The organism is Brevundimonas sp. R86498 (genome assembly GCF_044598075.1).
Lineage (GTDB): Bacteria > Pseudomonadota > Alphaproteobacteria > Caulobacterales > Caulobacteraceae > Brevundimonas.
In genome coordinates, this window is record NZ_CP139004.1 from 2570770 (window position 1) to 2591445 (window position 20676).

A 20676-nucleotide genomic window follows, 5' to 3' on the forward strand; every position below is an offset into this window, starting at 1 on the left:
CGGTTCCGGTTCAGCGGGTCAGGTATCAGGTCTTGGAAATGGCTTTGGTGTCGTTGGCGGCGACGGCCGTGCGGTTGCGCACATCGGCGATCATGCTCTTGACCACCCGGACGTTGACGCTGGGGGCGATCTCGACATTGACCTCGGCGTCCTCGACACGGGTCACCTTGCCGATCAGACCCGACGACAGCACGATCACGTCGCCGCGCTTCACCGCACCGATCAGGGCCGCATGCTCCTTGGCCCGCTTCTGCTGGGGACGGATCAGCAGGAAGTAGAACAGCACGAAGATCGCGACGAACGGCAGGAACTGCACGATCATCGCCACAAGGCCACCGTCAGGAGTGGAGGTCATTTCGTCGGTCCCCGGAAGATTGGGCGGCCGCAACGGGCGCCGGCTGAAAACAAGGCGCGATACCTAGGGCCGGGGCCGACGGGATGCAACGCCTGTGGCGCGACGGTCACGCCTACCTTGGCAAAACCGTCAGGGGATCGATCGCCACCGGCTCGTCGCCCTGCATCCGCCGGGTCTCGAAATGGATCGAGGGCCGCCCGTCGCCGGCGGTCAGGCCGACCGTCCCGATCTGCTGACCGGCGCGCACATCGGCCCCGTCGTCCACGGTGGCCGAACCCAGATGGCCATAGACCGTGCGCCAGCCGTCGCGGTGCACGATCAGCACCGTCAGCCCCTGCCCCACCAGATCGTCCCCGACATAGGCCACCCGGCCCGGAGCCGCAGCGTTGACCGCCGCGCCCGCCGCCGCGCCGATGTTGATCCCGTTGTTGCGCTCACCCAGGCCCACGGGCCCGAACCGGCGCAGAATGTCGCCCCGGACCGGCCACTGCAGTCCGGTCGCGCCGGGCACGACCGTGCCCACGGCGCCCGAAACGGCCGGCTCGCGCGGCGGCGGCGGCAGGGCCGCATTGCCCGAGGGCGGCGGCGGCGGCGGGGGAATCACTCCGTTCTCGGGCACCATCACCCCGACCGGGGCGGGTCCGGTGGCATAGGGGTCCGGTCCGGTGTCGACCGCGCTGTCGGGCAGGATGACCGACTGGCCGATGCTGATCGCGCCCCGGGGCCCCAGGCCGTTCAGATCGATCAGGTTCTGCACCGGGGTCTGGAACCGGCGGCCCACGCCGGAAATGGTGTCACCCGGCTGGATCACATAGGCCGCGCCCGCCGTCACCGTCATCGGCGCGGTGGACGCGGGCGGCGGGGCATAGGCCGGAGCGGGCGTATAGGCCGGCGGCGGGGGTGCATAGGCTCCACCCGGCGGCGGCAGGGCCCCGCCCTCAATCCGCGCGACCGGGGCCGTCATCGGCGGCGGGGCCTCATAGACCGGCGGCGCATAGACGGGCGGGCTCACCGGCGCGGCGGTCCCGCCATAGGTCGGCATCGGCCGGGTCGAATAGCGCGGAGCCTCGGGATAGCTGGCGCAGGCGGTGGCCACCATACCGACCAGAGCGATCGCTCCGACCCTGATCCAGTTCGCAAAAGGCATGCGCCCCTCCCCGTTCATCATATCCGACATGCCCCGCGCTGCCTCCCAAGCCAAGCCGCCAAAGGGCACGAAAATGGGGCGGGAAGGTTAACGGCGCACCGTGTCCCCGTTCACCCCTCCTTCGCCGTCCCCTCGACCAGCGGCACGAACCGCACCTCGCACAGGCTCTCGCGGCGGAAGGACCCGTCCTCCTGCCCGGTATAGCGGTGCAGCATCTGCACCGAGGTCCGCCCCACCGGGGCCACCAGCACCCCGCCCGGCTTCAGCTGTTTCAGCAGTTCGGTCGGCTCATGCGGCGAGGCCGCCGTCACCATGATCCGGTCGAAGGGTGCCTGTTCCGGCCAGCCCAGCCCGCCGTCCGAATGCCGGGTGATAACATTGTCGATGTCCAGCGCCCTCAGCCGCGCCTCCGCCTCCACCAGCAGGCTGCGATAGCGCTCCACCGAATAGACATAGCGCGCCAGCCGGCTCAGCACCGCGCACTGATAGCCACTGCCCGTGCCGATCTCCAGCACCCGGTGGCGCGGCTCCACCTCCAGCGCCTGGGTCATCAGGCCCACGATATAGGGCTGCGAGATGGTCTGGGCGCAGTCGATCGGCAGGGCCTGATCCTCCCACGCCTGGTCGAGAAACTTCGCATGCACGAACACGGCGCGGTCGATCGATTCCATCGCCGCCAGCACGCGCGGGTCCGTCACCCCCTGCTGCCGCAGCGACAGAATCAGCCGCCCTGCCCGATCGTCCTTCAGGTTCATCCCGCCAGCGCCTTCGGCGGGGCCCCGCCCAGCACCCCCTTCAGGTCGTGCACACTGGGCCTGTGGGTCAGGTCGATGTGCAGCGGCGTGACCGAGATCTTGCCGTCGTCCATGGCCCGCAGGTCCGTCCCCGGCGCATGGTCCTGCTTGGCCCCGCGAAAGCTCATCCAGTAATAGTCCCGCCCGCGCAGGTCGGTGCGCTTGACCGCATGCATCTCGCCGATGCCGCGGAACCCCTGCACCGTTACCTCGACCTCCTTCACATCCTCCGGGGGCCGGGCCGGGAAGTTCAGGTTCATCACCACCCCCTCCTCCCAGGTCTCGGCCAGCAGCCGGCTGATGATCGCCGGCGCGAACGCCTCGGCCGTCTCCCAGTGGGCATTCACCTCGTCGTGGAACCGTTCGAGCGACTGGCTCAGCGCGATCGAGCGGATGCCGAACGCCATGCCCTGCAGCGCCCCGGCCACCGTGCCGGAGTAGGAACAGTCCTCCCCGACATTGTGACCCCGGTTGACGCCACTCAGCACCAGATCGGGCTTGATCTCCATCAGGTCCCCGACCGCCAGCACGACACAGTCCGTCGGCGTCCCCGTGACCGCGAACCGTTTCTCGCCGAACCGGTTGACCCGCAGCGGCTCGGTCAGGGTGATTCCCCGCCCCTTGCCCGACTGTTCCTCCTGCGGGGCGACCACCCAGACATCGTCTGACAGGGTCCGGGCGATCCGCTCCAGACAGGCCAGGCCCTCGGCCTCGATCCCGTCGTCATTGGTCAGGAGAATTCTCAGCGCAGCACCCTCACATCGTCGGCCAGGATCACGAGCTCGCCCCCGCATTCATTGACGATGCGCGAGCCCTCATGCTGCAGCACATCGTTGGTCGCCGCGCTCCACGGCGCGGTCCGGCCGGTGAAGGTGGCCCGGGTGCCGGTCAGATCGGCCGCCGCGTCCTGGGCGTTGCGCGGCAGGGCCCCGCTGACGCAGGGACGCGAGAACGGCACGGCCAGCTGGCGCTGGTCCTCGTAAAGCTGGAACTCGCCGCGCGACACCCGCACCCAGCCGGTAAAGCTGGTCTGGCCGGCCGTCACGGCGGCGACATTGGAGGGTTCGGACATCGTGGCGCAGCCCGACACGGCGGTGGCGGCGACCAGGGCGGTCAGGATCAGGGCGGTTTTCATGGCTCAGGCTCCGACATGGGTGAGGCCACCCATATAGGGCAGCAGAACGGACGGAACGGCGATGCGCCCGTCCTGATCCTGATAGTTCTCCATGATCGCGACCAGCGTGCGACCGACCGCGAGGCCACTGCCGTTCAAGGTGTGGACAAACTCGGGCTTGCCACCCGCGCTGCGCTTGAACCGCGCGTCCATCCGCCGCGCCTGGAAGTCCCCGCAGTTGGAGATGGAGCTGATCTCGCGATAGGTCCCCTGGCTGGGCAGCCAGACCTCGAGGTCAAAGGTCTTCCGCGCCGAAAAGCCCATGTCGCCCTTGCACAGCAGCATCCGGCGATAGGGCAGCTCCAGCGCCTTCAGCACCGCCTCGGCGCAGGTCGTCATCCGCTCATGCTCCTCATCCGACGCCTCCGGCGTGGTGATGGAGACCAGCTCGACCTTGTGGAACTGGTGCTGGCGGATCAGCCCGCGCGTATCCCGCCCCGCCGACCCCGCCTCGGCCCGGAAGCACGGCGTCAGGGCGGTGAGGCGCAGGGGCAGTTCCTCCTCGGGCGTGATCTGGTCGCGGACGAGGTTGGTCAGGGAGACTTCGGCGGTGGGGATGAGCCAGCGCCGCTCGCTGATCGCGTCTGCAACGCGCTTATTAGGCTCAGGCCGGTCCATTGATTGGAGTGCGTCAATGGCATCGACGGCGGCTTGGCTCCGGTAGCCAATGAAACCGTCAAGCTGCATGCGCGCTCGATCTACAAGCCTTGCGGCAAGATCAAGTGCGCCTCTCTTCCTACGCGGGACGTAGTCTAAGACATCCACCCGCTTCATTGCTGATGAAATCGACGCCTCCGTCACGGTGTCTGTAACGTTTCGCACCGATTCTAGAATCGACCGTGTGAAACCATCATAGGCAAACTCTTCTTCTTGGCGATCAGCAAAGTCTGCGATCGGACCTAGCCCAAAGATGCCGGAGAAGAGATCGTCCGCAAACTTCGGCAGCTGCCCCGTCCCGAACATCGCCTCATCCCGCACCAGATAGGGCGGATTGACCTCCAGATAGCCGTGCTGGGTCGTCTGCAGGTCCAGCATGAACTGGCCGATGGCGCGTTCCAGCCGCGCCAGCCCGCCCTTCAGCACCGCGAACCGCGCCCCCGACATCCGCGCCGCCGCCTCGAAGTCCAGCAGCCCCATCGCCTCGCCCAGATCAGCATGATCCTTCGCCGGTCCCGTGGACCGCGCGCCTCCAGGCGCGCCCTGCCTTTCGGACTGCCACACCGAAACCTCGACATTGCCCGCCTCGTCCTCGCCGTCCGGCACATCGTCCGCCGCGAGGTTCTTCTGCGCCGCCAGCAGATCCCGCAGCGCCTTGGACTTCTCCGCCTCGACCGCTTCCGCGGCCGCGATCTCGCCCTTCAGCCCCTCGACCTCCCCCTTCAGCCGCTCGGCCTCGACGAGGTCCTTCTTCCCCATCGCCGCCCCGATCAGTTTCGACGCCGCATTGCGCTTCGCCAGGGCCTCCTGCCCCGCCGTCTGCGCCGCGCGCAGTTCGGTATCCAGCGTCATGATCTGATCCACCAGCGCCTGCGCCTCCGGCCTTGCCATCCCCCGCGCCGACCAGCCGTCGACGAACACGTCCGGGGTCTCTCGAAGGGCGCGGATATCATGCATGGCGGCGGTCTTTGCAGGCGTCGGGAAAGGGGGATGTCCTAGCGGGCGTCGGGGGCCGTATCCAGCCCTTCCCCCGCTTGCGGGGGAAAGCCGTCCGTCTTCGGCCGCAGGCCGAACAGGACGGATGGGGGAAATGTCCCGTTCAATCCGGGGCCGGCACGTCAGGACTTCCCCCATCGGCCCTGGATCGCTACGCGATCAACGGGCCGCTTTCCCCCGTGAAGGACGGGGGAAGGGCTTCGCCGCGAGATCCCATGACCCTCCACGCCCCCTACGACCCGTCCAACATCTTCGCGAAAATCCTCCGCGGCGAGATCCCCGCCGTCAAAGTCTGGGAGGACGACCAGGTCCTCGCCTTCATGGACGCCTTCCCGCAAGGCGAAGGCCACGTGCTGGTGATCTCCAAGGTCTCCACCGCCCGCAACCTGCTGGAGGTCGAACCCGACACCCTCGCCACCCTCGCCGCCGCCGCCCAGCGCACCGCCAGCGCCGTGGTGAAAGCCCTGTCCCCCGACGGCTTTTCCATCATGCAGTTCAACGGCGAGGCCGGCGGCCAGACCGTCTTCCACCTTCACTTTCACATCATCCCCCGCTGGTCCGACCGCCCCCTCAAGGGCCACGGCTCGGGCGGCATGGCGGACATGGATGAGCTGAAGGTGACGGCGGCGAAGATCAGGGCGGCGCTCTAATTCCCTTCTCCCCTTGCGGGAGAAGGTGCCCCGAAGGGGCGGATGAGGGGTGACTCCCGGTCTCGCCGGTGACGGCATGCGAACCTCACATCAGACGCCGCGGAGTCACCCCTCATCCGACCTCGCTTCGCTCGGCCACCTTCTCCCGCAGGGGGAGAAGGCAGTTCGCACACCCCCAATCGCTTGCCACGCCGCCATCTGCCCCGCTAAACCCCGCCCCAGGCCGGCTTAGCTCAGTTGGTAGAGCGCCAGTTTTGTAAACTGGATGTCGCGGGTTCGATTCCTGCAGCCGGCACCATTCTTGCGTACCGCCCAGCATGCCCGATCGCACCGTCAACAAGCTGGGACACCGCATCGGGGCGCGGGGCGGACGGACACGCACCGCCATCCTCGAGGCCACCCGCCGCCTGCTGGACCGCCGCCATCTGGGCGAGCTGCGCGTGGCCGATGTGGCCGCCGAGGCCGGGGTCTCGCCGTCCAATTTCTACACCTATTTCAAGACGGTGGAGGAGCCGGTTCTGGCCCTGTGCGAGGCCGTGGCGGTGGATTTCCAGCCCCTGTCGCGACACCTCGACGGCGACTGGTCGGCCGATCAGGCCTTCGCCAATGCCCGCGCCTATGTGCTGGACGTGCTGACCATCTGGCGCGACCACGGCCCGGTCCTGCGGATCGAGCACATGCTGGCCGACAAGGGCGAGCCGGGCTTTGCCGAGGCCCGCATCCGCCGCCTGCGCCGGGTCCACCTGTCGCTGGAACGCCGCATCGCCGTGGCCCATGCCACCGGCTATCACGCCGCCGGCCTCGACCCGCGCCTGACCTCCTACGAGGTCGCCAACCTGGTCGAATCGGTCGCCGCCGGGTTTGAGCTGATGCGGCGCGGCGACACCCCGGCCGACGCCATCATCGACACCACGGCCCATATCGTCGTGAAACTGGTGACCGGCCGCTGAGGGGACGACCGATTCTGTCGTAGCGGCGTGTTAGGCAGGCTGGCACGCCTTCCGGTCTTTGACATCGCTACCGCCCTGGCCCCGCCGTTGCCGGACAATCCGGACACACAAATTGTCCGGATCACGGGTCGGACGAAGCGGACTCAACGGACTCAACGGACTCTATTTTTTGAGTCCACATCCTCAGCCGCCCAGCGGCCCGTACAGCCAGGTCAGCCAGATCCCGAGTGCCAGAAAGGTCCCGAATGGCAGCCGGTCGCTCATCGCCACCCGCCCCCGGGTGATCCTCAGGGTCAGCACCACGCTGAGCCCGGCCGCGCAGGCCCACAGCAGCACACTGGGCAGGCCAGCCCAGCCGACCCAGGCCCCCGCCCCGGCGAACAGGATGGGATCCCCGCCGCCCAGACCGTCGCGGCCCCGGACCCTCCGGTACAGCGCCGCCAGCCCCCACAGCAGGCCGAACCCGACACCCGCCCCGATCAGCTGGGGCACCGGCCAGCCCCGCACCAGCACGGCGGCACCGATCAGCCCGGTCGCGATCAGCGGCAGGGTCAGTTCATCCGGCAGCCAGAAATTCTCGCCATCGATCAGGGCGATCAGCAGCAGCTGCCACCCCAGCACGGCCGTGGCCACCCCGGGCATCCAGCCCCCGGCTCCGGGCCCCAGCGCGGCCCAGACCCCGATGGCCGCCCCCGCGCTCTCGATCAGCAGATAGCGCGGCGACACCGCTGCCCCGCACAGGCCGCACCGCCCCCGCTGGACCAGCCAGCTGAGCACCGGCACCAGTTGCCACGCTTTCAGGGTCTGGCCACAGCTCATGCAGCGCGACCGGCCGGACACGACGTCCTCGTCACGCGGCAGGCGCACGGTGACGGCGGCGATGAAACTGCCGACGATCAGGCCCAGCAGGCCCATGAAGATGGCGACGACGACGACCTGGGACACCCGCCCCGCTTAGCCCGCTTCGGACCCGGCCGTCAGCCCCCGCCCCTAGCCGCCGCCCAGAGCGACCGCGATCCGGTAGGTCACGAAGGCCGCCAGCCAGGCCAGGGTGAACATGTAGACGACCATGATCCACATCCACTTCCAGCTGTTGGTCTCGCGCTTCACGACCGCCAGGGTCGGCATGCACTGGGGCGCAAAGACGTACCAGGCCAGGAAGGCCAGGCCCGTGGCCAGCGACCACTGTGCCGACAGCACGCCGGCCAGACCCGCCGTGGCGCTCTCGGCATCGGCCACGGCATAGACCGCGCCCAGCGCCGCTACCGCCACCTCCCGCGCCGCCATCCCGGGGACGAGGGCGATGACCATCTGCCAGTTGAAGCCGATGGGCGCGAACAGGGGCTCGAGCGCCTGGCCCAGCATCCCGGCGAAACTGTATTCAATGGCCTCGCCCGTGGCCCCCTCGGGCGGATAGGGGAAGGTCGAGGCGGCCCAGACAAGCACCATCAGCGGCAGGATGATCTTGCCCGCCCGCACCAGGAAGATCCGCGCCCTCAGCCACAGATTGATCAGCACCGACCGCACGGCCGGCAGCTTGTAGGCCGGCAGCTCCATCATGAAGGGCTCCACCGCCCCGCGCCAGAACACCCGGCGGATCACGAACGACACCGTCAGGGCGCTGACGATCCCCGCGGCATACAGGCCGAACATCACCAGCCCCTGCAGGCTGGCGAAGCCCCAGACCGTCTCCTGCGGAATGAAGGCGGCGATGATCAGCATATAGACCGGGATGCGCGCCGAGCAGGTCATCAGCGGGGCCACCATGATGGTCGTCAGCCGGTCCCGTTTCGAATCGATCACCCGCGCCGCCATGATCCCCGGAATGGCGCAGGCGAAACTGGACAGCAGCGGAATGAAGGCCCGCCCGTGCAGCCCTGCCCCGCCCATGATGCGGTCCATCAGAAAGGCCGCCCGCGCCATATAGCCGAAATCTTCCAGCAGGATGATGAAGGCGAACAGGATCACGATCTGGGGCAGGAAGATGATCACGCTGCCCACGCCGGCGATCATCCCGTCGACGATCAGGCTCTGCAGCAGGCCATCGGGCACGACCGTCGCCACCAGCCCGCCCAGGGCGATAAAGCCGGCATCGATCCCGTCCATCAGCGGCGCGGCCCAGGCGAAGACGGCCTGGAACATGACGAACAGCAGCCCCAGCAGAATCACCAGACCCGCCACCGGATGCAGCAGGACGCTGTCGATCCGCCCGGTCAGGGTGTCGGGCCGCTCGGGCGGCCGCACGCAGTCGCGCATGATCTGCCCGGCCCGCCGGTGCGCGGCCCGCAGCGCCTCGGCGTCCGGAGCCGTCCAGTGCTCCTCGTCATGCGCCCAGACCGGCGCGGCGGCCGTCTCGATCTCGCCGACCAGCTCGGCAATCCCGCGCTTGCGCGTCGCCACTGTGCAGATCACCGGCACGCCGAGTTCCGATTCCAGTCGGTCCAGATCGATCCGCAGCCCCTGCCGCTGGGCGATGTCGAACATGTTGAGCGCCAGCACCATGGGCCGGCCCACGGCCTTCAGCTCCAGGATCAGACGCAGCACCAGCCGCAGATTGGTCGCATCCGCCACCGCCACGATCACATCGGGGGTCGCCTCCCCCTGCAGCCGCCCCAGCACCGCATCCCGCGTCACCGCCTCGTCCGGACTGCGCGCCCGCAGCGAATAGGTTCCTGGCAGGTCCAGCACAGACATCGACCGACCGGAGGCGGCCAAGACGCGGCCTTCCTTGCGCTCGACCGTGACGCCAGCGTAGTTCGCGACCTTCTGGTGGGCTCCGGTCAGGGCATTGAACAGGGCGGTCTTCCCGCTGTTCGGATTGCCGACCAGGGCGACCCGCAAGGGTCTGACAGCGACGTCCATCTATTCGGCAGCTTCGGCGAACAGCTCGACCGTCAGGCTCCGCGCCTCGCGACGCCGCAGCGCGACACGCATGTCGTCCACCTTCAGGGCCATCGGATCACGACCGATTGCACCCTGATGCAGCAGCTCGATCCGGGCACCTTCGACGAAGCCGAGCTCCAGCAGCCGCCGCTCCAGTTCTGCCCCATGCTCGTCGCTTCCGACGGTGCCGACGCGGCTGATCACGCCGCAGTCGCCCAGCCGGGCCTCGCTCAGGGAAATGACGTTGCTCATGACACTCGCTGCCTGCGACTCACCCGCCCCCCGACGATGAACCGTTACATGCGAACGCTTATCAGGAGCGGGAGTGGTTCGTCCAGTGCGGCCTTTTACTCCGCCGCCACCGGGAGGCGATCGTTGGCCGTCGTCTCCTGCGCCTCCCACTCCTCGATCTTGCGCGCGGTGTACTCCGGCGAACGGGTGAAGCGGGCCAGCGCCCCGTAGATCACGGGTACCACGAACAGGGTCAGAAGCGTCGCGAACATTGCTCCGGTGAAGATCACCACACCAATGGTTTGTCGGCTGCCGGCGCCGGCACCCTGCCAAAGCATCAGCGGCAGGGCCCCGAAGGCCGTGGCGATCGAGGTCATGATGATCGGCCGCAGCCGCAGGGCGGAGCTCTCGACGATCGCCTCCTTGATCGTCCGGCCCTGGTCGCGAAGCTGATTGGCGAACTCCACGATCAGGATGCCGTTCTTGGCCGCGACCCCGATCAGGATGATCAGACCGATCTGCGAGTAGATATTCAGGCTCGAGCCCACCATCAGCAGGCCGAACAGCCCTCCGGCGGCCGCAAGGGGCACGGTCAGCATGATGACCGCCGGCGTGATCCAGCTCTCGAACTGCGCAGCCAGCACCAGGAACACCAGCAGCAGGGCAAGACCAAAGGCCGCAGCCACCGCCCCTCCGGCCTCCTGCTGGTCCCGGGCCGCGCCGCCATACTGGATGTTGACGATGCCCTGCGGCTGTTCGTCGATCTGTGCCTCCATGAAAGCGACCGCGTCCGCGATCGTCGTGCCCGGGTTGAGATCCGCGGACAGGGTGATGGCCCGCTGCCGGTCCAGCCGTCGACGGTCCGGTGTCGCCCCGGTCGTCTCGGTCGAAACCACGGACGAGAGCGGCACCAGCGTGCCACCGCCTGTCCCGACATAGAGGGTCTGCAGATCGGCCAGCGAGGACCGGTCCTCGCGATCCGTCTGAAGGATCACATCATATTCCTGGCCGCCGCGCAGATAGGTGGTCGCCCTACGCGAGCCAAACATCGTCTCAAGCGTCCGCCCGATCTCCTGGGACGAAACCCCGAGAGCGGCCGCTCGCTGGGGATCGACGGCCACCAGCAGGCGGGGTGCATTGGGTTCATAGTTCAGGCGCGGACGGGAAAAGCCCGGGTTCTCCTGGGACGCCGCCAGAATCGGTTGCAGCCACTGGAAGATCTCGCGGTAGTCGGAACCTGTCGCGACCAGTTCGATGGAGTTGCCGCCGCCACCGCCGCGCTGAAATGCACCAGGAACCGACGCATTGACCTGGGCGTCGGTCTGACTGCGGAGCTTGCCGTTAAGCTCCTGGGCGATCACATCTGACGGCCGATCGCGCTCGGACCAGTCTTTCAACACCATGACCGCGTTGCCGGAGTTGAAGCTGCCGCCACCAAAGCCCGGTGCCGAAACGAGAAAGCTCTCAACCTCACCGGCTTCACGATACTCGGCGAGGATCGGCTCGAGTCCCAGCATGATTTCCCGAGTGTAATCGAAGCCCGCCCCCTCGGGGCCCTGCACGCGGACAGTCACGCGGCCCCTGTCCTCCGGCGGGACGAGTTCGTTCGGCAGGTTCAGGAACATGAAGGTCGCCCCTCCGCAGACGAGGACGATCAACGCTGAAACCGTCACAACCGCCATACGCCGGCCAACCATCATATCGAGAGAGTTGGCGTACGAGTTCTTCAGCTTGTCCATTGCTCCATCGACGCGCCGGGCAAGCCATCCCGACCCTGAGGCGGGCCGAAGGATTTTCGACGCGAGCATGGGCGACAGGCTGAGCGCGAGAAACGCCGAGAAAGCGACCGACGCGGCAATGGCGGCCGCCAGTTCCACGAACAACCTTCCGACATAGCCGGGCAGGAACAGCAGAGGCGCGAAAACGGCCAGAAGCACGATGGTTGTGGCGACAACAGCAAAGAAGACCTGACGCGCGCCGCGCTCAGCCGCGACAAGCGGCGGCTCACCATGATCCAGCCGTCGCTGGATGTTCTCGGTCACCACAATGGCGTCATCCACCACCAGACCGATCGCGAGAACCAGCGCGAGCAGTGTGAGCAGGTTCAGCGAGAAGCCAAGCGGGGCAAGGACGATGAAGGTCGCAAGCAGACAGATCGGGGCCACGACAGACGGAATGATCGCCGCACGAACACTGCCAAGGAACACGAAGTTCACAAGCGCAACCAGCACCATCGAAATGGCGATGGTGATCCACACTTCCTCAATCGCGTGTTTGGTGAAAACGGAGTTGTCAGAACCCACGACAAGCTCGGTGTCCGGGGGCAGGCTGTCCTGAATGTTGTCGGCGAGCGCCGTGACACCCTTTGAAATTTCGAGGTCATTGGCCTGGGCCTGGCGGGTCACGGCGAGCCCGATCTGGTCAAGCCCGTTGCCGCGGAACAGCCGTCTTGTCTCGGCCGGTGCCTCCTCGACCCGGGCGATATCGCCCAGCCGGGTGACATAGACTGGTCGTCCCTGGAGCGCGCCGGCGGCTCCGGAGCCGGTCGGCTGCGCACCCGTGGACACGGCCCCGGACGCGCCGGCCGACGTCAGGGAGGCGTTTCCGTTCGCGCCTATGGGCAGCTGGGCGAAATCCTCCGCCCGCGCGTAGGTGCGGGCAACCCGCACCGTATAGTCCTTGTCTGCGGATTCCAGCGCACCTGCAGGCAGTTCGACATTCTGCCGGACGAGGGCCTGCTCAACCTGGGTGACGGTCAGACCGCGCGCCGCCATGGCGTCGGGATCCAGCCAGATCCGCATGGCGTAGCGTTGCTCGCCGTAGATCTGAACCTGGGCCACACCGGGAACAGTGGCCAGCCGGTCCACGAGGTAGCGATCGGCGTAGTCGGTCAATTCCAGGCGGTTCATTGACGACGACCGCAGGAACAGGATCATGATCGGCTGGGAATCCGAGTCCGCCTTCGAGACTTCCGGCGGATCGGCCTGGTCGGGCAACCGTCCCTGCACCCGGCTGACCCGGTCGCGCACGTCGGAGGCGGCGACATCGATATCCCGGTCAAGCGCAAACTCGATCGTCACATTGGACCGGCCGTCGCGGCTGGTCGATGAGATGCGTTCAATCCCCTGGATGCCGGCAACCTGTTGTTCGATCGGCTCGGTGATCTGGTTTTCGATGACCTCAGCCGACGCACCCGCATAGCTGGTGGAGATCGACACCACAGGCGGATCGACATCCGGCAACTCCCGGACCGGGAGGAAAAAGAAGGCGGCGGCCCCGATCACGCACAGCACGATCGCGAGCACGGCGGCGAACACCGGCCGCCGGACCGAAATGTCGGAAAGCATCATCGTGCGCTTGCCGTGGCAGGAGCATGAGCTGGGGCACCGCCGCCGGCCACGCGGATGGGCGCATTGGGCTGGATCCGGTTCAGCCCCGAGCCGACGACACGATCGTTCGCGGCAAGGCCCGATACGATCTCGACAAAGCCATCCTCGACAGAGCCGGCTTCAATCTCCACCCGCTGTGCGGTCGACCCGTTTTCACCGGGCGCGATCCGATAGACGAAAGCGCCTTCGCCCTCGTACTGGACCGCCGATTCCGGCACGGAGGGTGCCTGCCGCAGTCCCTGCTGTATGCCGACCCGCATCAGCATTCCGGGTCGGATACGGCCGCCCGGGTTTGGAAACTCGGCGCGAGCGGTTACCGCGCGCGTCGTCTCATTGATCCGGGTGTCGATAAGGGCAATCCGGCCCGAGAATGTATCCTCGCCGTAGGCGTCCGCTGTCGCGGTGATCGGCAGTCCCTGGCGAAGAACCCCGAGATAGCGCTCCGGTACCGGAAAATCGACGCGAATGACGTCGGTGTCATCGAGGGTCGTGATAACGGCCCCGGGGCTGATCAGAGTGCCGGGTGTCACCGTGGACAGGCCCAGCGTACCGGCGAACGGCGCGCGAATCAGGCTGTCGCCGCGGCGCGCCTCGGCGGCCGCCAGGGCCGCGCGGGCGGAAGCGAGATCGGTCTCGGCCTGCTCGGCCGTCACCCGAGGCGCGATGCCGCGTTCGGCGAGAACGCGATAACGCTCATACTCCCGCTCTGCCTGCACAACGTTGGCCCGGGCCTGAATGATGGACGCGTCTTCTTCTGCGGCCTGCAGCTGGACCAGTGGCGTACCGGCCGAGACCCGTTGTCCGTCGCGGAACATCACGGCCGTGATCAGTTGCGATGTCGCCGATGTGATGTTCACCGATCGCCGCCCCCTGGCAACGCCCAGGACATTGATCTGATCGCTGAAGGGACGCAGCGTGACCACGGCCTCGGACACCGCCTGCCCACGACCTCCGCCCGCGCCGCCCGGACCAGCGCCAGGCCCGGCACCCTCGTCGCCAGCGAAAGCGACCCGCAGGATCGCAGCGACGATCATCAGCCCAAGGGCCACGGCCGCGAGGACCAGGAAAAAGTGACGTCTGATCACGCGGTACGATCTCTGCTAGAGGCGGGCGGCCCGGAATAGCGATTCCATCTCCAGAGGCAACCTAAAGAGTTTGTAACGTACGCAGTTCCGAATTCCGGCGCGCCAATCCGTCGCGGCCCTCAGGGCGGCTAGAAGCGACGCCAGAGGGCGACGACAGGCCCGTCGGCAAGCGGAGTCTCGCGACCCGCTACGGTCCTGCGCCAACCCGCCTGCAGGCTCCACCGGCCCAGATTTTTGACGACAGAGGTTTCCACAGACAGCCACCGCGGACCATCGCCACGCGCGAGGCCGCCGAAAGCCTGTCCAAGGACCAGCCACCCTCCCCCGAAATGGCTTCCCGCAGTCAAGTCTATGCGCGTCTCATCGGGCAGTCCCGATCGCCCGCGATGGGCCGCCTGGACTTCGATGAAGGAACGGTCCGGCCCAAACGGCGCACGCCATCGCGATCCGGTCCCTTTCAGAGAACGACCAATCGCCACTCGCACTTCCCAGTCCTGCTGGCCGACGCCCGGCAAGGCGTAGCCCGCATTGCGTCCCTCGCCCGCAAGCGCGTAACCGGCGTAGACGCTAACAGCCGTGTCATTGTCGCGGTAGGCCTGCCACGTCAGGCCAAGCTCGACCGGCCCCCGCCCGGCATAGTCCACGAAGGCGTCTTCTCCGGACTGCCAGTCACCCTTGAACTGCACGGTCATCCGGTCCGTCAGGCCGTACTCCCCGAAGACACCAAGGGTAAGATCCTCGCGGATTTTCCGCAGGTCTTGCGGTCTTCCTGACGCGTCATATCCCCTGGCCGCCCGCATGACCTCGCCCTTGAGGATGATCTGCCCCTTGCCCTTGGGCTGCGCCCAGGCCCCGGCATGGGCGGACGACGCCGCCATCGCGAGCAAAAGGCCCGCGAGGCAGGGCCTGAACATCAGGCGTCGTAACCCGGGGATCTGCGATCCAGGAGCCGGAGCGCTCCGGGCCAAGCGAGACCGGCGACGAAGCCGAGCCCGCGACCCTGTTCGCGCGTCTCCGCCTGGGCCGCTTCGGGAGCCATGAGGACATGGTCGCGCCCCCCGGAGAGGGCCGCGACCTGCTGGGCGCAGGCACGCTCCAGGAAGAACATCCCGACCCAGGCTGCGGCGGCTGTGGAACCCACAGCCAGCGTCCCGTGATTTCGCAAAAGCATGAGGGACCGGTCGCCAAGGTCCGCCACCAACCGTGCCCGTTCGTCGTGGTTCAGCGCGACGCCTTCATATCCGTGATAGGCCACCTGATGCTGGAGCAGGCAAGCGTTCTGCCCGAGCGGGAGGAGGCCTTCCTTTTGGGCAGCCACACCGACACCGGCGACCGTATGCAGATGGATCACAAAACGGGCGTCCTCCCGGGCGGCATGGATCGCCGAATGGATGGTAAAACCCGCCGGGTTGATGAACGCACTGGTCTCCTCGACAATGTTGCCGTCGAGATCCACCTTCACCAGCGACGAGGCCGAGATCTCTTCAAAGTACAGGCCGTAAGGGTTGATCAGGAAGTGGTGTTCCGGCCCTGGAACACGGGCCGAGATATGGGTAAAGATCATATCGTCCCAGCCGTGCAGGGCCACCAGACGATACAGCGCAGCGAGTTCGACCCGTGTCTGCCATTCCTCAGCCGAGACGCGGGACATGGGGGACGGGACGGCACCATCAGCCATGAGGAACTCCATTTGCACCGGGAGGCTGTAAGGTCGCCTTATCGCCGGAACGGGTCAAGCGGGGCGACAATTCAGCCTTCGTTAACCGGGTTTTCATGACCTCGGGCCCACAGTAGCACGTGTTCGGGTGTTCCCGGCTGGAGTCCGTCGTGGCCGCTGCTGTCCAGCTTCACTCCCATCCTGGTCCCGAGCGGGAGGCCGTGATGCCAGCATCTGACCTGACAGCCCTCGCTCACGGCCGATCCCCCGATGATCGCCGCCGCCTTTTGCTGGGTATTGCAGCCCTGTGCGAAGCCACACCGCCCGGAACGGAAGCGTCACCGGTTCTGGGCGACATTTTCATGATCATCGCCCGGCAGGCCGAGCGGGATATCCGTCTGGCGCTGTCGGAAAGTCTGGCGCACGCAGAATGGGCACCTCCGGCACTGATTGCGATGCTGGCGCTTGATGAAATCGAGATTGCACGGCCGGTGATCGCCCGAAGCCCGCTCCTGAAGGATCAGGATCTGTTGCGGGTTCTGATCGAGGCCACCGTTGAACATCAGATCGAGGTTGCCCGTCGTCCACACATCAGTGGTCGCGTGGCGGATGCGATCATCGACCGCGCCGAACCTGCAAGTCTCACAGCGCTTGCCGGAAATCGAACCGCCGACGTCAGCGAGGACGCGCTTCGCCGTCTCGTCGAACACTCCCGGCGTATCGCTGCGCTCCGCGCGCCGCTTACCCGCCATCCCCGCCTGAACGAGGCCCTCGCCGCAGACCTCTATCTGTGGGTTGGCCAGGCTTTGCGACAGGCGATTAGCGAGCGCTTCCGGATTGATGAGGCCCTGCTGGCGCAGGCCGTCGACGGTGCGGTGCTGGATGCCCGTTCGCCTGGCCCCGCGCCTGCCGCCGGCGAGGTGCAGAACCTTGAGGACCATGACGAGATGGAGCGTCGCCTCGTCACCAAACTCCAGAATGCAGGGCAACTCCGGGCCGGCTTTCTCATCCGGGCCGTACGGGAAAAGCGCCTGAGCCTGTTCGAGCATGCGCTCGCAGCCCTCGGCGGGCTTCCTGTTGCGCAGATTCGGGCGGCGATCCAGCGTTCCAGCCCTGATGCACTGTTTCTGGCCTGCGCCGCCGTCGGCATCGACCGTGCTGTGTTTCCCGCTGTTCTTGATGAGATCCGGAACCTCAGCAATGGCTTTCCGGGCGACGGGGATCATGGATATGCGGCTCGGACAACCCTCCCGCCCGCTGCGGCTGTTCGCGAGTTTCGCAGTCTGATGGGCTCGTTGGCGGCCTGACTGGGGCGTAGAGTTTGACTTCGCCGGCCACCTCCGCTCTTCGTCAGCAGGTGATCGCTTCCGCCCCCCCTTCCCGGATCTCCTTCTGCGCGTCCGATCGCCCTGAAGCCGGCCTCGCGCGGGATCGGTTGACGACGCTTTACGGCTCCGTGGACGCGGCCGAGGCCGATATCATCGTGGCCCTTGGCGGGGATGGGTTCATGCTCGAGACCCTGCACGCCAACCTGAACCGCGGCACGCCCGTCTATGGCATGAACCGTGGGTCGGTCGGCTTCCTCATGAACGACTACGACGAAGTCGGTCTGCCGGAGCGGATCGCCGCTGCGGGGCGCGCCGTGATCCACCCCCTGGAGATGGAGGCCTGGACCGAGAGCGGAGCGCTGAATACGGGCCTCGCCATCAATGAAGTCTCCCTGCTGAGACAGACACGGCAGAGCGCAAAGCTGCGGATCAGCGTGGACGGCAAGGTACGGCTTGAGGAACTGGCCTGCGACGGCTGCATGGTCGCCACCGCGGCAGGCTCCACAGCCTACAACCTCTCAGCGCACGGCCCGATCATCCCCCTGGACGCCCGAATGCTGGCTCTGACACCGATCAGCGCGTTTCGTCCCCGTCGCTGGCGCGGGGCCCTGCTTTCCCACAGGGCCCGGGTCGAATTCGAGGTCCTCGAGGCCGACAAACGCCCCGTCAGCGCGGTCGCCGACAACCTGGAAATCCGGCACGTGACGAAGGTCGCTATCCGCGAAAGGCGCGACATTTCCCTGACCATGCTGTTCGATGCCGGCCGATCGTTTGAAGAACGTGTGCTGGCCGAGCAGTTCATGGCCTGACTCACCGGGTCACGGCTTCTTAAGGCGTCGTGTGCATGCTCGCGGCGTTCGTTTTCAGGAGGCCATCGTGAGCAACCCGGCCCAGGTCATTCGTCCGCCCAACACACTTCTTGCGAAGGTTGGAGGCGGTTTTGGCGGCATCAATGCCGACGCCATCGCCAAGGCGGAAGAGGCCCTGAAGGCGATGTCCGGCCAGTTTGGCCAGTGGCTTCAAGACGAGGTCTCCAAACTGGATGCGGCCCAGACGGCCATACGGGCCGAAGGCTATACGCCGACCACGGCCGAGGCCCTGTTCTACCGCGCCCATGATCTGAAGGGCCTCGGGGCCACCTACCAGTATCCGATCGTCACGCGGATCGCGGGGTCACTGTGCAGGCTTCTGGATGATCCCGCCCGGCGAATGGCCGCACCGATGATCCTGATCGACGCCCACGTCGATGCCATCCGTGCGGTTGTGCGGGACCAGATCCAGACGGACGAGCACGCGACGGGTCGCGTCCTGGTCGAGACACTGGAAGCCGAAGTGGCGGCGCACAGGGCGGCCTAGCCCCTATCAGGCGGCGAGGGTCCGTCCGGCAGGCTGGGCGGGCTGGTCGAGGCGTTCCATGAGGTAGGCCAGGTCGTCGCGGGGGGCGTTCGGGCGCTGGGTCATGAAGCGTTCCAGCATGCGCTCGCGGAAGTTTTCCCCGGACGTATCGGCACCTTCGGCCGAAAGCTGACGCCAGGTGTCAACACCTGCCCGGAAAGCCTGGAAAAGACGGGGCGGGAGCCCGGCGCGGTCGTAGATGGCCTTCAGCCCCAGCGGACCGGCGTCATGGACCATGAGCCAGGCGCGCGCATGCGGCGTCGAGGCCAGTTCGGCGATGCCGTGTTCGAACACGGACATCTTGCCCCGCGCGAGGGCCCGCAGCAGCAGGGAGGCGGTCAGGACCTTGCGGGCGTTCAGCTGGGCCACGAAGGTCTCGAGATCGGCGCTGGCCCCGGCCTGGTCGATCAGATCGACGGTGGCCCGTTCGCGCGCATAGCCCGACAGCAGGATGGCGGTCTCGGGGGCCACGGCGTGGCGGCTGACCAGATGTTCGCGCACCGCCTCGCTGGCGAGGGACACCAGCCGTTCGGTGATGTGCAGCGGCAGCACCTGGCGGTAGGCCAGGGCGGCCACGACCTCGGGGCTGGAGCCGAACCGGTCAACGACCGTGCCGAGGGTGGCCTCGGACAGGTCGGCATTGTCGTTGGAGGCCAGGGTGCGGACCGCCTGTTCGCAGCCGATGTCGCCCAGCACCCCGGACACATCGCGGGATACGACCGGCCGGGCGGCGATGGCGACCTGACGGACGGCGGACCCGGCGCGCACGATCTCGATCAGGTCCTCATCGGAAAAGACCGGCGAGGATCCGATCACCGGCAGGGCGATGGAATCGATGTCGGCGGCCAGCAACCGGGCCACGTCGCGCGGCAGGAGGTCGGAACTCTTGAGCGTGACCGCCAGCGCGCGACGGACCAGTTCGGCCGTATCGCCCGCCAGGACGCGGATGATCTTCTGCGCCGCCTCGCGGTCGGTCTCATCCAGATCGGCCCGGTCGATGCTGCGGCACAGCTTGTGCGCGGCGGAGGCCCGCTCGTCGTCATCGGTCGCCTTGATCAGGCGGCGGATGTCGACTTCGGTAAGGCGGGCGCGGTGGGCGGTCATGGAGCTCTGTCTGCGAGTCGCGAAAGGCAAGCCTGACTGTGAGACTGCAGGCTTAACGCCCGGTTTACCACGGGAGTCAGAACTCCGGATCCCGAAGAGGGTCCGAAGGCGTTGCCGAAACCGCCCGACTTGCCGTCGCCGTCCTGCCCCAGCAGCAGGGCCAGAAGGCTCTGGTCCTGTTTCAGCCGGTCCATCCGGGCGGCCAGGGCCTGGTCCTTCTCGCTCAGGGGCGGGGCAGACGGCGCGGCCGGACCGATCACGGCCCCGCCGCCCTCCCCCGCCGTGCGCTGCAGGTTGGCATGAACCTCGGCCACGGTGGCCGGCCGGCCGTTGCGGTAGAAGATCGAGCGATTGGCGGCGGCGGCTTCGGGGAACAGGGCCACGGCGCTGGACGACGGTCGGCTTTGCATCGCCTCCATGATCCGGGCCGCGCCGGCGGGCCCCAGAAAATGCGCCGCGTACAGGTCGCCGCCGCCCGGCTCCCGCCCTGTTCGGCCGCGCAGATAGGCGGCGTTGGAGGCGGTCAGCTCGGCCGCCATGGTCGAGGCGGCCTGGGGGTCGAAGCGCAGATCCAGCACGACATTGCGCGCCGCCCCCTCGACCCGCCAGCGGCCGTCCGAGCCGCGATGGATCAGATCGGCATACTGGCCATAGCCGTGCTTGGCTCCGTGCTGTTTGACGGTGGCCAGCCAGGTCTGGTCGATGAACTGGAACAGGCCCGAGGCCGACGACGTCGGAGCCTTGGCATTGGGATTGAAGGCGCTCTCGCGCCGCGCCGTCTTCATCAGGAAGTCGAAGTCGACCCCCGTGGCGTTCGAGGCACGCCGGATCGCGGCCTCCACCCCTCCCGATCCCGGAATCGCGCCAACGGTCATGAGGGT

At 67.2% G+C, this 20676-nt stretch carries 20 protein-coding genes and 1 tRNA gene; 6 read left to right on the forward strand and 15 right to left on the reverse strand.

The genetic code is table 11. The features are described from left to right. Positions 1-25: 25 nt before the first annotated feature. The 6 genes from yajC to serS form a co-directional block, all read right to left on the reverse strand. The gene (gene yajC, locus SJY26_RS12675) at positions 26-355 is read right to left on the reverse strand and encodes a preprotein translocase subunit YajC (RefSeq protein ID WP_396593377.1); all 330 of its coding nucleotides are present in this window, start codon (positions 353-355) and stop codon (positions 26-28) included. A 112-nt stretch (positions 356-467) separates the two neighbouring features. Continuing rightward, positions 468-1502, reverse strand: coding sequence for a peptidoglycan DD-metalloendopeptidase family protein (locus SJY26_RS12680; protein ID WP_396593378.1), 1035 nt, complete (start codon positions 1500-1502; stop codon positions 468-470). 110 nt (positions 1503-1612) lie between these two features. Next, on the reverse strand, positions 1613-2257 hold the full coding sequence (locus SJY26_RS12685; RefSeq protein ID WP_396593379.1) for a protein-L-isoaspartate(D-aspartate) O-methyltransferase: 645 nt from the start codon (positions 2255-2257) through the stop codon (positions 1613-1615). Further along, the gene (gene surE, locus SJY26_RS12690) at positions 2254-3042 is read right to left on the reverse strand and encodes a 5'/3'-nucleotidase SurE (RefSeq protein WP_396595762.1); all 789 of its coding nucleotides are present in this window, start codon (positions 3040-3042) and stop codon (positions 2254-2256) included. The genes SJY26_RS12685 and surE overlap by 4 nt, the downstream gene beginning before the upstream one ends. After that, the gene (locus SJY26_RS12695; protein WP_396593380.1) at positions 3039-3431 is read right to left on the reverse strand and encodes a hypothetical protein; all 393 of its coding nucleotides are present in this window, start codon (positions 3429-3431) and stop codon (positions 3039-3041) included. The genes surE and SJY26_RS12695 overlap by 4 nt, the downstream gene beginning before the upstream one ends. A gap of 3 nt (positions 3432-3434) precedes the next feature. Then, positions 3435-5084 carry a serine--tRNA ligase gene (gene serS / locus SJY26_RS12700; RefSeq protein WP_396593381.1) on the reverse strand — a complete coding sequence of 550 codons (1650 nt, stop codon included), beginning with the start codon at positions 5082-5084 and terminating at the stop codon, positions 3435-3437. Between the two features lie 254 nt (positions 5085-5338). Here serS and SJY26_RS12705 point away from each other — a divergent pair, with 254 nt between their 5' ends. From SJY26_RS12705 to SJY26_RS12715, 3 genes are all read left to right on the forward strand, one after another. Beyond that, positions 5339-5773: an HIT family protein gene (locus SJY26_RS12705; RefSeq protein ID WP_396593382.1), complete on the forward strand. Its 435-nt coding sequence runs from the start codon at positions 5339-5341 to the stop codon at positions 5771-5773. 222 nt (positions 5774-5995) lie between these two features. After that, positions 5996-6071 (forward strand) — tRNA-Thr (locus SJY26_RS12710). A 19-nt stretch (positions 6072-6090) separates the two neighbouring features. After that, a complete protein-coding gene (locus SJY26_RS12715) occupies positions 6091-6723 on the forward strand; it encodes a TetR/AcrR family transcriptional regulator (RefSeq protein ID WP_396593383.1) in 633 nt (210 codons plus the stop codon). A gap of 183 nt (positions 6724-6906) precedes the next feature. On the opposite strand, the gene SJY26_RS12720 is transcribed toward SJY26_RS12715, so the two are convergent. From SJY26_RS12720 to SJY26_RS12750, 7 genes are all read right to left on the reverse strand, one after another. After that, entirely contained in the window at positions 6907-7668 is a 762-nt protein-coding gene (locus SJY26_RS12720) for a prepilin peptidase (protein ID WP_396593384.1), read from the reverse strand. 45 nt (positions 7669-7713) lie between these two features. Then, positions 7714-9585, reverse strand: coding sequence for a ferrous iron transporter B (locus tag SJY26_RS12725; RefSeq protein WP_396593385.1), 1872 nt, complete (start codon positions 9583-9585; stop codon positions 7714-7716). Beyond that, positions 9586-9858 (reverse strand): ferrous iron transport protein A, encoded by a 273-nt coding sequence (locus tag SJY26_RS12730; RefSeq protein ID WP_396593386.1) that lies wholly within the window; start codon positions 9856-9858, stop codon positions 9586-9588. It lies immediately after the preceding gene. A 95-nt stretch (positions 9859-9953) separates the two neighbouring features. Further along, on the reverse strand, positions 9954-13184 hold the full coding sequence (locus tag SJY26_RS12735) for an efflux RND transporter permease subunit (protein WP_396593387.1): 3231 nt from the start codon (positions 13182-13184) through the stop codon (positions 9954-9956). After that, a complete protein-coding gene (locus SJY26_RS12740) occupies positions 13184-14311 on the reverse strand; it encodes an efflux RND transporter periplasmic adaptor subunit (RefSeq protein WP_396593388.1) in 1128 nt (375 codons plus the stop codon). Before SJY26_RS12740 ends, SJY26_RS12735 begins: the two co-directional genes overlap by 1 nt. A gap of 128 nt (positions 14312-14439) precedes the next feature. Next, positions 14440-15225 (reverse strand): hypothetical protein, encoded by a 786-nt coding sequence (locus tag SJY26_RS12745; protein ID WP_396593389.1) that lies wholly within the window; start codon positions 15223-15225, stop codon positions 14440-14442. Beyond that, positions 15225-15989, reverse strand: coding sequence for a class II aldolase/adducin family protein (locus SJY26_RS12750; protein WP_396593390.1), 765 nt, complete (start codon positions 15987-15989; stop codon positions 15225-15227). Before SJY26_RS12750 ends, SJY26_RS12745 begins: the two co-directional genes overlap by 1 nt. A gap of 341 nt (positions 15990-16330) precedes the next feature. On the opposite strand from SJY26_RS12750, the gene SJY26_RS12755 reads away from it, so the two are divergent. The 3 genes from SJY26_RS12755 (at position 16331) to SJY26_RS12765 (ending at position 18652) form a co-directional block, all read left to right on the forward strand. Next, positions 16331-17275 (forward strand): DUF2336 domain-containing protein, encoded by a 945-nt coding sequence (locus tag SJY26_RS12755; RefSeq protein WP_396593391.1) that lies wholly within the window; start codon positions 16331-16333, stop codon positions 17273-17275. 50 nt (positions 17276-17325) lie between these two features. Further along, the gene (locus SJY26_RS12760) at positions 17326-18105 is read left to right on the forward strand and encodes an NAD kinase (protein ID WP_396593392.1); all 780 of its coding nucleotides are present in this window, start codon (positions 17326-17328) and stop codon (positions 18103-18105) included. Positions 18106-18172: 67 nt separating this feature from the next. Then, positions 18173-18652, forward strand: coding sequence for an Hpt domain-containing protein (locus tag SJY26_RS12765; RefSeq protein WP_396593393.1), 480 nt, complete (start codon positions 18173-18175; stop codon positions 18650-18652). A 6-nt stretch (positions 18653-18658) separates the two neighbouring features. Here SJY26_RS12765 and SJY26_RS12770 read toward each other — a convergent pair whose 3' ends face one another. Further along, the gene (locus SJY26_RS12770; RefSeq protein ID WP_396593394.1) at positions 18659-19795 is read right to left on the reverse strand and encodes a DUF2336 domain-containing protein; all 1137 of its coding nucleotides are present in this window, start codon (positions 19793-19795) and stop codon (positions 18659-18661) included. After that, positions 19792-20637, reverse strand: coding sequence for a transglycosylase SLT domain-containing protein (locus SJY26_RS12775; RefSeq protein ID WP_396593395.1), 846 nt, complete (start codon positions 20635-20637; stop codon positions 19792-19794). The genes SJY26_RS12770 and SJY26_RS12775 overlap by 4 nt, the downstream gene beginning before the upstream one ends. Between the last annotated feature and the right edge of the window lie 39 nt (positions 20638-20676).

Excerpts from the sequence above, each read along its gene's own strand:
- SJY26_RS12680 (WP_396593378.1), bottom strand. The coding sequence starts at position 1,502 with ATGCCTTTTGCGAACTGGATCAGGGTCGGAGCGATCGCTCTGGTCGGT.
- SJY26_RS12750 (WP_396593390.1), bottom strand. The coding sequence starts at position 15,989 with ATGGCTGATGGTGCCGTCCCGTCCCCCATGTCCCGCGTCTCGGCTGAG.
- SJY26_RS12685 (WP_396593379.1), bottom strand. The coding sequence starts at position 2,257 with ATGAACCTGAAGGACGATCGGGCAGGGCGGCTGATTCTGTCGCTGCGG.
- SJY26_RS12705 (WP_396593382.1), top strand. The coding sequence starts at position 5,339 with ATGACCCTCCACGCCCCCTACGACCCGTCCAACATCTTCGCGAAAATC.
- serS (WP_396593381.1), bottom strand. The coding sequence starts at position 5,084 with ATGCATGATATCCGCGCCCTTCGAGAGACCCCGGACGTGTTCGTCGAC.
- SJY26_RS12725 (WP_396593385.1), bottom strand. The coding sequence starts at position 9,585 with ATGGACGTCGCTGTCAGACCCTTGCGGGTCGCCCTGGTCGGCAATCCG.
- SJY26_RS12735 (WP_396593387.1), bottom strand. The coding sequence starts at position 13,184 with ATGCTTTCCGACATTTCGGTCCGGCGGCCGGTGTTCGCCGCCGTGCTC.
- SJY26_RS12715 (WP_396593383.1), top strand. The coding sequence starts at position 6,091 with ATGCCCGATCGCACCGTCAACAAGCTGGGACACCGCATCGGGGCGCGG.
- SJY26_RS12695 (WP_396593380.1), bottom strand. The coding sequence starts at position 3,431 with ATGAAAACCGCCCTGATCCTGACCGCCCTGGTCGCCGCCACCGCCGTG.
- SJY26_RS12745 (WP_396593389.1), bottom strand. The coding sequence starts at position 15,225 with ATGTTCAGGCCCTGCCTCGCGGGCCTTTTGCTCGCGATGGCGGCGTCG.
- yajC (WP_396593377.1), bottom strand. The coding sequence starts at position 355 with ATGACCTCCACTCCTGACGGTGGCCTTGTGGCGATGATCGTGCAGTTC.
- SJY26_RS12730 (WP_396593386.1), bottom strand. The coding sequence starts at position 9,858 with ATGAGCAACGTCATTTCCCTGAGCGAGGCCCGGCTGGGCGACTGCGGC.
- SJY26_RS12755 (WP_396593391.1), top strand. The coding sequence starts at position 16,331 with ATGATCATCGCCCGGCAGGCCGAGCGGGATATCCGTCTGGCGCTGTCG.
- SJY26_RS12770 (WP_396593394.1), bottom strand. The coding sequence starts at position 19,795 with ATGACCGCCCACCGCGCCCGCCTTACCGAAGTCGACATCCGCCGCCTG.